We start from the raw sequence: 12,921 nt of genomic DNA, 5'->3' as shown, positions 1-12,921 counted from the left end.
CGTTGACTTCCCGGTGGTGTCAGACCGCGGTGGCCTGCAGCAGTAGCAGCTTCGCGGCCGCCGCCGCGCCGTCGGTGCGGATGCGGGCCGCGGTGGCGGCGGCCCGTGCTGCGGTTGCGGGTGCGAGGGCCTGCCGGAGGGCGGTGGAGAGGGAGTCCACCGTCGGGGTCGGGCCGTCGTGGGCGACGCCGATGCCCAACTCGGCGGCCCGCGCGGCCCAGTACGGCTGGTCCACGATCTGCGGCACCAGCACCTGGGGCACTCCGGCCCGGGCGGCCGTGGTGGTGGTGCCCGCGCCGCCGTGGTGGACGACGGCGGCGACCCGGGGGAACAGCGCCTGCTGATTGACCTCGCCGACGGCGAAGGAGTCGGCCGCACCGTCGACGTCGGCCAGTTCGGCCCAGCCGCGCCCGAGCAGCACCCGGCGGCCCTGGGCGCGGACGGCTTCGACGGCCACCCGGGCGGCGCCCGCCGGGTCGCCCAGCGGCATGCTGCCGAAGCCGACGTAGACCGGCGCCCCGCCGGCGGCCAGGAAGTCCTCCAGGTCGGCGGGCAGCGGGCGTTCGTCCGGCAGGAGCCACGCCCCGGTCTGCACCACCTCGCGGTCGGCGGGCAGCGGCCACGGGCCGAGCGTCGGGTCGGTCGCCAGCCAGGGGCGGTCGGTGAAAACGTGGTCGCGGACGTTCTCGACCGCCGGCAGCCCGACCGCCGCCCGGTGGTCGTTGACCGGCCCGCCGAACAGCGCGTTCATCGTCCCGATGTTGAGCTCCCACAGCTCCCGGTGGTCGGTCACGCCCGCCGGGTACGGCCGCATCGGGTACTCGAACGGCGGGTGGTGCGGGGACGGCAGCATGGTGGGCTGCAGGGCGACGTACGCGTAGCGGGCGCCCAGCTTCTCGGCCGCCGCCTGCGCACCGGCCACGGCCGGGAACAGGCCGGTGGCCACCACCGCGCCGTCCGGCTCGGCCTCGGCGAGCACCGCCTCGTAGAACTGCCCGACCAGCGTGCTCGCCCGCTCGGGGAAGTCCGACGGCCCCTTCGGCGGGGCGGTCACCAGCGCGCGCACCGACTGCCCGACCGGCACCGTCTCCACGCCGACCGCGGCAAGCCGCGTCGCGAACTCCTCGTCCGGCGGGGCGCAGACCCGCACCTGCGCGCCCAGTTCCCGCAGTCGCAGCGCCAGCCCCGCCAACGGCTCGACGTCCCCGCGCGACCCGTACGTCGACAACACCACTCGCACGTCGTGACTCTCCCTTTTCGCAGATCCTGCCGTGAAGCGGCGATTCTGCGGCATCACCGGGGTCTTGCCGCAAGGCCCCGCGCGCGCTATAAGTTGAGAGTGGCAGGGAGTGACGACACCTCCCGCCGCACCTTCCCCGGCACCTCCGCCCCCCAACCTCCCTCCGCCACGCCCTCGTTCTGCCAGACTCCTGTCGCATGCGAGCGATCATCGAGGAGATGGCCGGGCAACTGGCAGGCGTGCCGGGCGTCGTGGGCGTGATGCTCGGCGGCAGTCGGGCGCGCGGAGAGCACCGGCCGGGTTCGGACTGGGACCTCGGCGTGTACTACCGGGGCGCCCTGGACCTCGACGCCCTGCGGGAGTTGGCCGGTCCGGGGGTCGAGGTGGCCGGGCCGGGCGGCTGGGGGCCGTGGGTGAACGGCGGTGCGTGGCTTCGGGTCGACGGTGTCGCCGTGGACTGGATCCTGCGGGATCTGGACCGGGTCGAACGGGTGTGGGCGGACTGCCGAGCGGGCCGCTACGAGGTGGGGACGCAGCCGGGCCATCCGCTCGGGTTCTGGTCGCCCTGCTACCCGGGCGAGGTGGCGCTCGGGCAGGTACTGGCCGATACCGGCGGGGAGTTGACGACACTGCGGCAGCAGACCGCGCACTACCCCGAGCCGCTGCGCGCGGCCCTGACGGCGTCCGCGTGGGAGGCCGGGTTCCTCCTCGACGTCGCCTCGAAGGGCGCCGCGCGGGCGGACGCGCTGTACGTCTCGCTCTGCCTGTCCCGGGCTGTCGGGGTCCTGGTGCAGGCGCTGTACGCCCACGACCGCCGGTGGTGCCTCAACGAGAAGGGCGCACTCGCCGTCGCGGAACGACTGCCGGGCGCACCGGCCGACTTCGGCCCGACGGTGCGCGCCCTGCTCGCCGCCCCGGGCGGGACGGCGGAGGAACTGGCGGCGACGGTCGCCCGGGCCCAGGAGCTGGCCCGGCGGACCGCCGCCGCACTCGGCGGCTGAACCGCGGATCCTCCGGTGAACCGCGGATCCTCCAGCGTCAGCGGCCCGTCGTGACCTTCCGAGCCCGCCCGGCGGCGCTGAGCACCGCCCGTACGCCCGCCGTCAGGACGGAGGCGTCCCGCCCGGCGCCCCACACGACCCGGCCGTCGACGCGTGCCTCCACGTACGCGACGGCGTCCGGCCCGGAGCCCACCGCGTGTTCGCTGAAGGAGAGGATCTCCACCCCGACGGCGTCGGCCACCGCGTCCAGCGGCCCGGCGCCCGTGCCCCGCTTCCCGTCGACCTCGGCCCAGTCGTCGCCTACCCGCCAGGCCCATGAGGAAGTCTCATCGAGGTACTCCGCCCGGAACAGCCCGTACAGCTCGTCCCCCGTCATCTCCTTCCCGCTGCCGTCCGTGGCCTCCTGCACGACCCGCGCGAACTCGATCTGCAGCCGCCGCGGCAGTTCCAGCCCCTCGCCGCTCTGCAGCAGGTAGGCGATGCCGCCCTTGCCGGACTGACTGTTGACCCGGATCACCGCCTCGTAGTCCCGGCCCAGGTCGGCCGGGTCGATCGGCAGGTAGGGCACCGACCAGGGCGCCCGGTGCTCGGGGACGCCGAGTGCGGCGGCCGTTCGGGCGTGCTGCGCGAACCCCTTCTTGATGGCGTCCTGGTGGGTGCCCGAGAAGGCGGTGTGCACGAGGTCTCCGGCGTAGGGGTGCCGCTCGTGGACGGGCAGCCGGTTGCAGTGCTCGACGGTGCGCCGGATCTCGTCGATGTCGGAGAGGTCGAGCATCGGGTCGACGCCCTGGGTGTGCAGGTTGAGGGCCAGTGTCACCAGGTCGACGTTCCCGGTGCGCTCGCCGTTGCCGAACAGGCAGCCCTCGATCCGCTGCGCGCCGGCCAGCACCGCCAGTTCCGCGCAGGCGACGCCGGTGCCCCGGTCGTTGTGCGGGTGGACGGAGAGGATCACCGACTCCCGCCGCTCCAGGTGCCGGTCCATGTACTCGATCTGGTCGGCGTAGACGTTCGGCGTGGCGGTCTCGACCGTCGCCGGCAGGTTGTGGACGACCGGGCGGTCGGGGCTCGCGTCCCAGAGCCGGGTCAGCCCGTTGCAGACCTCCAGCACGTAGTCGGGCTCGGTCAGGTTGAACACCTCGGGCGAGAACTGGAACCGCAGGCCGTCCCGCCCGTCCCCCAGCCTGGCCAGGTGCGTCGCGGCCTCGGTGATCAGCGCCCGCAGTTCGGCCCGTTCCTTGCCGAGGACGACCTCCCGCCACAGCGGAGCGGTCGCGGTGTAGAGGTGGACGACCACGCGCGGCAGGCCGGCGACGGCCTCGAAGGTGCGCTCGATCAGGTCCGCCCGGGCCGCCGTGAAGACGACGACCGTGACGTCCTCGGGCACCGCGCCGGGGGTGGTGGCCAGTTGGCGGACGAAGTCGAAGTCGGTCCGGCTGGCGGAGGGGTAGCCGACCTCGATCTCCTTGAACCCCATGGCCAGGAAGAGGTCGAACATCCGCTGCTTGCGCGCCGGGTCCATCGGTTCGGCGAGCGCCTGGTTGCCGTCGCGCAGGTCGACGGGCACCCACAGCGGCGCCCGCTCGATCCGCCGGCCGGGCCAGCGCCGCATCAGGGCGGGGACGTGGACCCGCTCGTGGGCGGGGCGGTAGCGGTGGGAGGGCATGGCGCCGCCGCGCTGGGGGTTCCAGGCGGCGGCGTCGGCCGGGACGGGCCCGGCGGGGGCGTGCAGGGTGGGAAAGGGCACGGGGGATCGCATGAGACTTCCTCATAGGCTGTACCGGTGACCGGCAGGACGGCGCGCCGCAGCGGGGTGCCGGTCCGGTCATGCCCCGCTGCGGCCGCCAAGAAGAAGGCCCCCCACGGGGAGGATCCAGGGCTGCATGCCGGGTAGAGTAACCACGACCCAAGTCCTCAGACAACCTGACAGGTGAGTTCGATGGCCTCGCTCCACCCCTCCCCCCTCGCCGAACAGGCCGCCGCGCTGATCGAGGAGCAGATCCGGGCCGGCCACTGGCCGGTGGGCGGGAAGCTGCCGGGCGAGGTGGCGCTGGCCAAGGAGCTGGGCGTCGGCCGCTCGACCGTCCGGGAGGCACTGCGCACGCTCGCCGCAGCCGGGATGGTGCGGAGCCGCCAGGGCTCCGGGGTGTTCGTCACGGCCGACCGCCCCGCCGACGACTGGCCCGCCCGGCTGCGCCGAGCCGAGCTGGCGCACGTCTACGAGGTGCGGACGATGGTCGAGGTGCAGGCCGCCCGCCTCGCCGCCGCCCGCCGCACGGCGGCGGATCTCACCACGCTCGACGCCGCCCTCGCGGACCGCCTCGCCGCGGGCGGCGCCGACGACGCCGCCTTCGTGGACGCCGACATCGCGCTGCACACCGCCCTGGTGGCCGCCGCCCACAATCCCGTCCTGAACGACCTCTTCGCCCAGTTCGCCCCCGTCCTGCGGGAACAACTGGTCGACCTGGTGGGCCTGTTCGGCATCCGTACCGACGACCCGAACCAGGGGTACGACTCCCACGCCGCTCTCGTCCGCGCCGTTCGCGAGGGCGACCCGGAGGCGGCCGGCCGCGTCCTGGCCGCGGAGCTGGAGGCCACCCGCTCCCGCCTCCTGGCGGACTGAGGGCCGTCGCCGTAGGGTCGCGGTGCGACGTCACACAGTTTTCACACGATGGCCATCCAAGCCCCGTGTGCCGCGTTGACACTGTGTCAAGCGAGTTCGGAGACACCTGCTCCGCATGCGGACAGTCAATGGCTCAATGACATTGTGTCGGATCCGTGCGCAAGCACCGGCCGGGAAGCGAACGAACTTTCACTCCAATCACACGGTATGACTAGTATCGCTTCGTCAAAAAGCCCGTGCCCGGACGGCCCGCCCCCGGTGGTCGGCCGCCAGCCCCAAGGAGTCTGCTCTGCGCGCGCGTGCGAATCGGCGGCCCCCGACGCCGAAGGGCCCCCGCAGGCGTCCACGCCTGTCCCTGCGGGCGGCGCTGCTCGTCCTGGCCGTCGTCCCCAGCCTCGCCCTCATCGTCCTCTGGGCCGTCACCAGCGGCGAAACCGTCTTCGACTTCCAACGGCAGGCCGCTCAGGGCCTACTGGCCCAGAAGGCCGGCCAGCCGTCGAACATCGTCTACTACAACCTCCAGGAGGAGCGCCGGCTCAGCGCCGAGGCGCTCGCCCGGCCCGGCACCAACACCGACCAGCTGCGCCGCCAGCGCCAGTCGACCGACGACGCGGTGCGCCAGTTCCAGACCCTGTCCGGCGAGACCGCCGACAACGCGCCCGACGAGGTCCGCACCGCGGTCACCGAGGCGCGCCAGGCCATGGGCAGGCTCGCCGAGCAGCGCGCCGCCGTGGACCGCGGCGCCGTCGACCAGCAGACGGTCTTCACCTACTACACCGACCTGATCGCCGTGGACCTGCGACTGTTCACCGCGCTCAGCCACGTGGACACCGGCGAGGTCACCTGGATCTCCAAGACCCTCGTCAACGCCTTCTGGGCCAAGGAGATGCTGGCCCGCGAAGACGCCATCCTGGCCCGCGGCTGGCCCACCGGCCGGCTCGGCGCGGCCGACTACCAAGCCGTCCAACAGGCCATCGGCGCACAGGACCACCTGCTCACCGTCCAGGTCGTCCCGTACGTCCCGGACGGCGAGGCCACCGCCTGGCACGACCTGATGAACAGCCCCGCGTGGCAGGCCAAGGCCGCCGTCGAGCAGCAACTCACCAAGCCCACCGCCGCCGACCCGGGCGGCACGGTCAGGCTGCCGGCCGCCCAGGACCAGTGGCGCCAGGCCCTGGACCAGCTCAACCCCCGACTGGTCAAGGCGATCGAGACCCGCACCAGCGGCATCGTCGAGGTCGGCAAGGGCACCATCCTGGACCTGCTGACCCGGGTCGTGCTGACCACCGTCATCGGCCTGATCACGGTCGTCGCGGTGGTCATCGCCTCCTGGCGCCTCAGCCGCTCGCTTCGCCGCCGGATCGAGGAACTGCACACCCAGGCGGAGGAGATGCAGCGCACCCTGCCCGAAGTGGTCGAACGCCTCGGGCGCGGCGAACAGGTGGACGTCGAGGCCGAGAGCAGCACCATCACCGCCGGCCCGCACGGCAACGGCACCGACGAACTGGCCCGCCTCGGACAGGCGCTCAACCTGGCCCGCTCCTCCGCCCTGGCGGCCGCCGTCGGCCAGGCCGAGCAGCACCGCGGCTTCGAGCGCCTGCTGCAGCGCATCGCCCGCCGCACCCAGCTGCTGATCGGCCGCCAGCTGCGCAAGCTGGACGAACTGGAGCGCAAGCACGAGGACCCGGAGGTCCTGGAGGGCCTGTTCGACCTCGACCACCTCACGGCCCGCCTGCGCCGCTACGAGGAGAACCTGGTCATCATGGCCGGCGGCCAGCCGCAGCGGCGCTGGCGCAAGCCCGTCCCGCTGCTGGACGTGCTGCGCGCCGCCCAGGGCGAGGTGCAGGACTACCGCCGGATCATGCTCGACGTCGAGGGCCACCCGTGGCTGTCCGAGCGGGCCGTCGGACCGGTCGCGCACGTGCTCGCCGAGCTGATGGAGAACGCCACCACGTTCTCCAAGCCGCCCACGCCGGTCGAGGTCCGGGCCGCCACCGTCGGCCGCGGACTCGCGATCGAGATCGAGGACCGCGGCCTCGGCATGGACCCGGAGCAGTACGACGCCGCCAACGAGCTGATGAGCCGCCCGCCACGCACCGACGTGCTGGCCCGGGCCGACGACGTCCGCCTCGGCTTCTACGTCGTCGCCCGCCTCGCCACGCTGAACGGCCTGAAGGTCGAGTTCCGCCCGTCCGCCTTCGGCGGCACCCGGGTGGTCGTGCTCGTCCCGGACGAACTGGTCATCGACGGCGACACCGGGCTGCCGGACGGCACCCCCGCCGCCGCCCCCGAACCGATCCCGCTGGTGCGCCGCTCGCGCCGGGCACTGCGCTCGGCCTCCGACGAGGCACCCGCCCAGGCACCGGCCGGGCCACCGGTCGCACCGGTGGAGTCGTTCCGGCAGGGCGACTTCCTGCCGCAGGCCGCGCCGGTGCCCCTGCCGCAGGCCGCACCGCAGGCTCCGGGCGGCGGTGCTGAGGCTCCCGTGCAGGCCGCTCCGGTCCCACCGGCTCCACCGACCCCGTCGGCCCCGTCGGCTCCCGCGCCGGAGGCCTTCCCCCGGGTGCCGCAGGCGCCGGCGCAGGAGGCGTTCCAGCCGGAACAGCCGATCGAGCACAGCTCCCCGGCCGACCCGACGCCCGCGCCGGAGACCCCGGTCTACCCGGACATCGCCTACGCCCGGGTCACCGAGGCGGAGGCCCCGTACGCCGACGAGCAGTACCGCCCGGCCGACCACTACCGGCTGGCCGAGCGGCGCGGCAGCCGCGAGTACCCCACCTCGGTGCCGTACAGCCCCGCCGAGGGCGGGCAGCCACCGCTGCCGCAGCGCGTGCGGCAGGCCAGCCTGGCCGCGGAGCTGCGGGTGCCGCCGACCCGGCAGCAGTCGGACGAGCGCCCGGCCCGGCGCCTCGCCGCGGACGTCCCCGAGAACGTCCCCGAGGGCTTCGCCGGGAGTACCGCACCGTCCGCCGCGGGCCCCTTCCAGCGCCCCGACCGTCCGGTGCGGCGCTCGGGCGCGGCGATCGGCGCCTTCCAGCGCCAGTCCCGTGCCGCCCGGGCCCAGGACAGCGGCGAACACCGGCTGCCCGGGGCCTCCGCCCCGACGACTCCTCCCGCCCCCACCGGTCCCCCTGCCCCCGCGCCCGGCCCCTCCCCCTGGGCCCTGCCCGCCGCGGACGCCCGAACCACACGAACGGATGACCAGTCATGAACCGCACGATCGCCACCCACCAGGACCTGGACTGGCTGCTGGACGGACTCGTCGACTCGGTGCCCGGGACCAGGAACGCCGTCCTGCTCTCCGACGACGGTCTCGTGGTCAGCCACTCCCGCAGCATCGAGCGGGCCGACGCCGAGCGCCTGGCCGCCGTCGCCACCGGCCAGCAGAGCCTGGCCCGCGGGGTCGGGGCGCTCTTCGACGGCGGCCCGGTGCACCAGGTGATCGTCGAACTCGCCGAGTGCTGGCTGTTCGTGATCGCCGCCGCCCAGGGCACCCACCTGGCCGTGGTGGCCTCGCAGGAGGTGGACGCCGAGGTGATGTCCGTCGCGATGCACACCCTGGTGCAGCAGGTCGGCCAGAAGCTCACCACTCCGACCCGCGGCGAGGGCTCCCCCGGTGCCGCCGGTGCCCCCGCATCGTTCGACGCCTTCGGCGCCCGGAACCGGGGCTGACGCGGGTGGGCCCGAACGATGACGACGCCTCCTGGGAGGACGGCCTCGGCCACCGCCTCGGCGACGGCCGCGACGACGGTCACGACGACGGCCGGGACGACGGCTGGTTCGTCAGCCAGGACAAGGCCCGCGGCGACGGCCTGGGACGCGGTTCGGTGCCGCACTGGAGCGAGCTGGAGGAGGACACGGACGACGAGTCGGGCAACATGGTCCGCCCGTACACGATCACCCGCGGCCGGACCGTGCCCGAGCGCGACGACCTCACCCTCATCACCGTGCTCACCACGGTCGGGGAGGAGGCCGACGCGGCCCTGGCGCGGGGCAGCCGCGCCGGTGCCCGCGGCCTGCAGCCCGAGCACCGCCTGATCCTCGACCGCTGCCGGCGCCCGGCCGCCGTCGCCGAGGTGTCGGCCGGCCTGGACCTCCCGGTCTCGGTCACCAAGATCCTGCTGGGCGACCTGGTCGCCCAGGGCCTGCTGAAGGCCCGGGCGCCGCTCTCGGTGGCGCGCGCCGCCGGGGGCGTGGACCTCGGCCTGCTCACGGCCGTACGCGAAGGACTCCGGAGACTCTGACATGGCAACACCCCACGCCGCCACCGGCGGCCCCACCCCCGCCCCGGCCGCCGTCAAGATCCTGATCGCGGGCGGTTTCGGTGTCGGCAAGACCACCCTGGTCGGCTCGGTCAGCGAGGTCGCCCCGCTGCGCACCGAGGAGTACCTGACCCGGGCCAGCGTCGGCGTCGACGACCTGTCCGGCGTCGACCAGAAGGACACCACCACCGTCGCCCTCGACTTCGGCCGGATCACCGTCAGCCCGGAGCTGGTCGTCTACCTGTTCGGCACGCCCGGGCAGGAGCGCTTCTGGTTCATGTGGAACGACCTGGTCAACGGCGCCCTCGGCGGGATCGTCATCGCCGACACCCGCCGACTGGACACCAGCTTCGCCTCGATCGACTTCTTCGAGAGCCGGGGCATCCCGTTCGTGGTCGCCATCAACTGCTTCCACAACACCAACACCCGCACCCCCGAGGAGATCCGGGCGGCGCTCGACCTCGACCCGCAGGTGCCGATGCTGCTCGGCGACGTCCGCGAGCGCGACTTCGGGCGGGACCTGCTGCTCGCCCTGGTCGACCACCTGATGGAGCTCGCCGCCGTCGGCCCCCCGGCACCCGTCGGCTGAACCCGCCCCCGCCCTTCCCCCGGGTTTCCCCGAGCCGCACCCGTCCCCCGGCTGATCCGCACTTCACTGGGAGCACCACCATGACCACACCCCTTCGCGTCCTCGTCCACGGCGGCGGCATCGGCGGGCTCACCCTCGCCACCGCCCTCGCCGGGCGGGGCCACCACGTCGACGTCGCCGAACTGCGCGAGCGGTTGGAGGCACTCGGCGTCGGCATCGTCCAGCCGTCCAACGCCCTGCACGTGATGCGCGAGATCGGCGTCCTGGACGACTGCCTGGCCGCCGGCTTCGAATGGGAGGTCCTCACCGTCTGCGACCCGGCCGGCGCCACCCTCGCCAGGATCCCGCAGCCCCGGATGGGCGACACCCCCTCCGCCAACGGCATCCCGCGCCCCGCACTCGCCCGCATCCTCGCCGACGCGGCCGTGAAGGCGGGTGCCACGGTGCGCTTCGGCACCACCATCGCCGAACTGGCCGAGGACGCCGACGGCGTGGACGTCGCCCTGACCGACGGGCACGCCGGCCGCTACGACCTGGTCGTCGGCTTCGACGGCATCGGCTCGCCGCTGCGCCGGCGCCTGTACGGCGAGAGGTACGCGCCGGAGTACACCGGCTTCGCCAACTGGCGCGTCACCCTGCCGCGTTCGCCCGAGGTGCAGGGCGTGGTGATGTCCTCCGGCAACCTCGCGGCGAAGGCGCTGCTCACCCCGATCAGCACCGACCTCATGTACCTGGGCTCGGTGTTCGCCGAGGCCGAGGACTTCCGCCCGGATCCGGAGCGCGCCCACGAGCAGCTCCGCGAGCGCCTGGCCGGCTTCGGCGGCCCGATCGCCGAGGCGCTGGCGCAGGTCACCGACCCGGCCGCCGTGGTCTACTCGCGGATCTCCCAGGTCACCGTCGACGAGCCCTGGCACGTCGGCCGGATCGTCCTCGCCGGCGACGCCGCCCACGCCTCCACCCCGCACCTGGCCCAGGGCGCCGCGATGGCCGTCGAGGACGCGCTCGTGCTCGCCCACAGCCTCGACGCGGCCGGCACCGTCCCGGCCGCGCTCACCGCCTGGGAGGAGCGCCGCCGCCCGCGCGCCATGTGGGTGCAGGGCCTGTCCCGCGCGGTCCTCAAGCAGGAGACCGGCACCCCGACCACCCCGGAGGAGGACGAGCTCCTCGAGGTCGGCATCCCGGGTGCGGCGCACGTCCTCGTCAAGCCGTACTGACGGTCGCGCCGGTCGGCGGACTCAGCGGCCCGCTCCGGCGAGCCGCTGGGTCTGCCAGACGCTGATCCGGTGGACGGTGTGGACGATCAGCACACCGGCCAGCACGTCGAGGGCGACGCCGACGGTGCCCAGGTACACGACGCGCCGCAGGTCGTCCTCCGAGGCTGCGTCCTTCATGACCTGGTACGTGTAGGCCCGGTTCACCATGCCGCCGACCACCCACGCGACCCACCAGACGGTCAGCAGCGGACCGGGGGCCGTCCGCCGGGGCGCACTCGCCTCCCAGACGTCCGCCACGACGCGGTACGGGATCCACAGGTTCGCCACCGGGGTCATCCAGGAGCCCACCACCCAGCCCCGTGCCCGCCGCTGACTGCCCGGACCGCCCAGCGCCTCGGCGTTGAGCCGCGCCCGCCACAGCCAGATCAGGAAGACCACCCCGGCCGGAACCAGCACCGCCAGGCCCTGCAACCCGTCGAAGTAGCCGGCGAAGTCGTCGACCGACTGGACGTCCGCGACCGTCGCGTTCCCCGCGAGGATGTCCTCGACCACCAGGTAGACGCGCCAGTCCGACACCGTGTGCAACACGTCGTACGCCACCACCAGCAGGACCAGGACCGACGCGGCGACACCGACGCCCCTCACCGTCCTGAGCCGCTCCGCCGCGCCGCCGTCCGCGCCCACGGACGCGATGCCCTCTTTTGGATGTTCCATGTCTCCCCCGAAGTCGGTGTTCACCACAGTCCGGTCACCTGCACCGCCCGGTAGCCGAGCCAGCCCGCCAGGGCCACCGTGACAGCCATCCCGAAGCCCGTCGCCGCGGCCAGTTGCGTCGCGAACCGGGCTCGCCAGATCATCGTCCGCCGACGCCGCCCCACGGACGCGAGCGCCGTCCGCAACGCCCGGGCCACGGACACCGTCGGCGTCTCCAGCGCGCCGACGGCCGCGTTCGAACCCAGGCCCCGCCACCACCCCGTGCTCGTGAGCCCCACGGGAGTGACGCGGGGCGTCCAGCGGTCGTCGAAGACGATGACGGCGGAGATCCAGTGCTCGCCGCCACCGAGCCCGTCCGGCGGCACCGGGACGGGCAGGTACCCGTTCAGCCGGGCGACCACGTCGGACGGCCCGGCCGGCGCCAGCAGCAGCAGCTTCGCCGCAGGCTGGGTGGCACGCGCCTGCTCGACCTCCCACCAGAGCCCGTCCCCCTGCCCCAGCCGCAGGACGATCAGCTGGGACAGGTCCATCAGACGCAGGACGGTGGACTTCCAGTCGTCGAGCGGCAGGTAGAACCGGGCCGCGCCGAGGTGCGGCAGGGGCTCCCCGGGCCGTCCGACGGCGATCACCGGGCCGATCGCGCCCAGCGCCCTCGCGAGCTGCTCCTCCCGCGAGTGGAGGTTGAAGTCCGCCCCGTCGTCGATCTCGGCGGCGATCCCGTCGTCGTCGAAACTGCGCAGGTACAGTACCGGTCTGCGACCGTCCAGCAGCAGGGCCCGGGCGGCCGGGCGGGCGGCGTGCAGCCGGGTGCGGCGCAGGATCAGCAGCCCCGCCCCCACGGCCGCCAAACCGCCCGCCAGCAGCAGGAACTGCCGCTCCAGGCTCATGGTGTGGCCCCGCCGCTCCGACAGGTCGACGGTGTAGGCGCCGCCGCCGAACAGCACCAGACCGAGACTGTTCGCCGCCCGGACCGCCTTGCGCCACCGCGGTTGGGCCGGGACGAACCGGCTGACCAGGCCCACGAGTTCCCTGGCCCCCGACCGGCGGCGGTGCCGCAGCCACAGGACCGGCCCGACCAGCACCACGGCGAGCAGACCCAACCACAGCGCCGCCGCCGCGACCTCCGACCGGTCGCTGTCGGTCGCCTGGCCGTCTCCCAGGCTGATCACCAGGTGCAGGGCGACGTAGGCGGCCGTCGCCATGAGCACGGTGACCAGTCGGGCGACGCTTCGCAGACACGATGACACTTCGGCTCACCCCCAGCTCTCCCCCGACAGCGTG

Annotated in this window: 11 protein-coding genes; 7 read left to right on the top strand and 4 right to left on the bottom strand. The window is 74.0% G+C overall.

The genetic code is table 11. The features are described from left to right. Nucleotides 1-19: 19 nt before the first annotated feature. Nucleotides 20-1,240, bottom strand: a complete 1,221-nt coding sequence (locus IF30_RS0116495) for a glycosyltransferase (RefSeq protein WP_030238283.1) — start codon at nt 1,238-1,240, stop codon at nt 20-22. Between the two features lie 197 nt (nt 1,241-1,437). Here IF30_RS0116495 and IF30_RS0116490 point away from each other — a divergent pair, with 197 nt between their 5' ends. Beyond that, entirely contained in the window at nt 1,438-2,241 is an 804-nt protein-coding gene (locus tag IF30_RS0116490; protein WP_051710421.1) for a DUF4037 domain-containing protein, read from the top strand. Nucleotides 2,242-2,278: 37 nt separating this feature from the next. On the opposite strand, the gene IF30_RS0116485 is transcribed toward IF30_RS0116490, so the two are convergent. Continuing rightward, a complete protein-coding gene (locus IF30_RS0116485; protein WP_030238278.1) occupies nt 2,279-3,997 on the bottom strand; it encodes a 2-isopropylmalate synthase in 1,719 nt (572 codons plus the stop codon). 180 nt (nt 3,998-4,177) lie between these two features. Here IF30_RS0116485 and IF30_RS0116480 point away from each other — a divergent pair, with 180 nt between their 5' ends. The 6 genes from IF30_RS0116480 (at nt 4,178) to IF30_RS0116455 (ending at nt 10,926) form a co-directional block, all read left to right on the top strand. Continuing rightward, the gene (locus IF30_RS0116480) at nt 4,178-4,861 is read left to right on the top strand and encodes a FadR/GntR family transcriptional regulator (RefSeq protein WP_030238276.1); all 684 of its coding nucleotides are present in this window, start codon (nt 4,178-4,180) and stop codon (nt 4,859-4,861) included. Between the two features lie 289 nt (nt 4,862-5,150). Beyond that, nucleotides 5,151-8,072 (top strand): nitrate- and nitrite sensing domain-containing protein, encoded by a 2,922-nt coding sequence (locus tag IF30_RS0116475; RefSeq protein WP_324605634.1) that lies wholly within the window; start codon nt 5,151-5,153, stop codon nt 8,070-8,072. Beyond that, nucleotides 8,069-8,533, top strand: coding sequence for a roadblock/LC7 domain-containing protein (locus IF30_RS0116470; protein WP_030238270.1), 465 nt, complete (start codon nt 8,069-8,071; stop codon nt 8,531-8,533). Before IF30_RS0116475 ends, IF30_RS0116470 begins: the two co-directional genes overlap by 4 nt. Nucleotides 8,534-8,538: 5 nt before the next feature. Next, complete coding sequence (locus IF30_RS50790) at nt 8,539-9,105, top strand: DUF742 domain-containing protein (protein ID WP_420791143.1); 567 nt, start codon at nt 8,539-8,541, stop codon at nt 9,103-9,105. Nucleotide 9,106: 1 nt separating this feature from the next. Continuing rightward, nucleotides 9,107-9,712: a GTP-binding protein gene (locus IF30_RS0116460; protein ID WP_037900155.1), complete on the top strand. Its 606-nt coding sequence runs from the start codon at nt 9,107-9,109 to the stop codon at nt 9,710-9,712. An 80-nt stretch (nt 9,713-9,792) separates the two neighbouring features. After that, complete coding sequence (locus IF30_RS0116455; protein ID WP_030238262.1) at nt 9,793-10,926, top strand: FAD-dependent monooxygenase; 1,134 nt, start codon at nt 9,793-9,795, stop codon at nt 10,924-10,926. A 21-nt stretch (nt 10,927-10,947) separates the two neighbouring features. On the opposite strand, the gene IF30_RS0116450 is transcribed toward IF30_RS0116455, so the two are convergent. Together IF30_RS0116450 and IF30_RS0116445 are read right to left on the bottom strand one after the other, a co-directional pair. Continuing rightward, nucleotides 10,948-11,640: a DUF4328 domain-containing protein gene (locus tag IF30_RS0116450; RefSeq protein WP_030238258.1), complete on the bottom strand. Its 693-nt coding sequence runs from the start codon at nt 11,638-11,640 to the stop codon at nt 10,948-10,950. A gap of 20 nt (nt 11,641-11,660) precedes the next feature. Continuing rightward, nucleotides 11,661-12,842 carry a hypothetical protein gene (locus IF30_RS0116445; RefSeq protein WP_051710418.1) on the bottom strand — a complete coding sequence of 394 codons (1,182 nt, stop codon included), beginning with the start codon at nt 12,840-12,842 and terminating at the stop codon, nt 11,661-11,663. Between the last annotated feature and the right edge of the window lie 79 nt (nt 12,843-12,921).

It is taken from the genome of Streptomyces sp. NRRL S-350, from assembly GCF_000719705.1.
Lineage (GTDB): Bacteria > Actinomycetota > Actinomycetes > Streptomycetales > Streptomycetaceae > Kitasatospora.
This window is presented reverse-complemented; position numbering and strand designations above follow the sequence as displayed.

Excerpts from the sequence above, each read along its gene's own strand:
- IF30_RS0116480 (WP_030238276.1), top strand. The coding sequence starts at position 4,178 with ATGGCCTCGCTCCACCCCTCCCCCCTCGCCGAACAGGCCGCCGCGCTG.
- IF30_RS0116470 (WP_030238270.1), top strand. The coding sequence starts at position 8,069 with ATGAACCGCACGATCGCCACCCACCAGGACCTGGACTGGCTGCTGGAC.
- IF30_RS0116490 (WP_051710421.1), top strand. The coding sequence starts at position 1,438 with ATGCGAGCGATCATCGAGGAGATGGCCGGGCAACTGGCAGGCGTGCCG.
- IF30_RS0116445 (WP_051710418.1), bottom strand. The coding sequence starts at position 12,842 with ATGGCGACGGCCGCCTACGTCGCCCTGCACCTGGTGATCAGCCTGGGA.
- IF30_RS0116460 (WP_037900155.1), top strand. The coding sequence starts at position 9,107 with ATGGCAACACCCCACGCCGCCACCGGCGGCCCCACCCCCGCCCCGGCC.
- IF30_RS0116485 (WP_030238278.1), bottom strand. The coding sequence starts at position 3,997 with ATGCGATCCCCCGTGCCCTTTCCCACCCTGCACGCCCCCGCCGGGCCC.
- IF30_RS0116450 (WP_030238258.1), bottom strand. The coding sequence starts at position 11,640 with ATGGAACATCCAAAAGAGGGCATCGCGTCCGTGGGCGCGGACGGCGGC.
- IF30_RS0116455 (WP_030238262.1), top strand. The coding sequence starts at position 9,793 with ATGACCACACCCCTTCGCGTCCTCGTCCACGGCGGCGGCATCGGCGGG.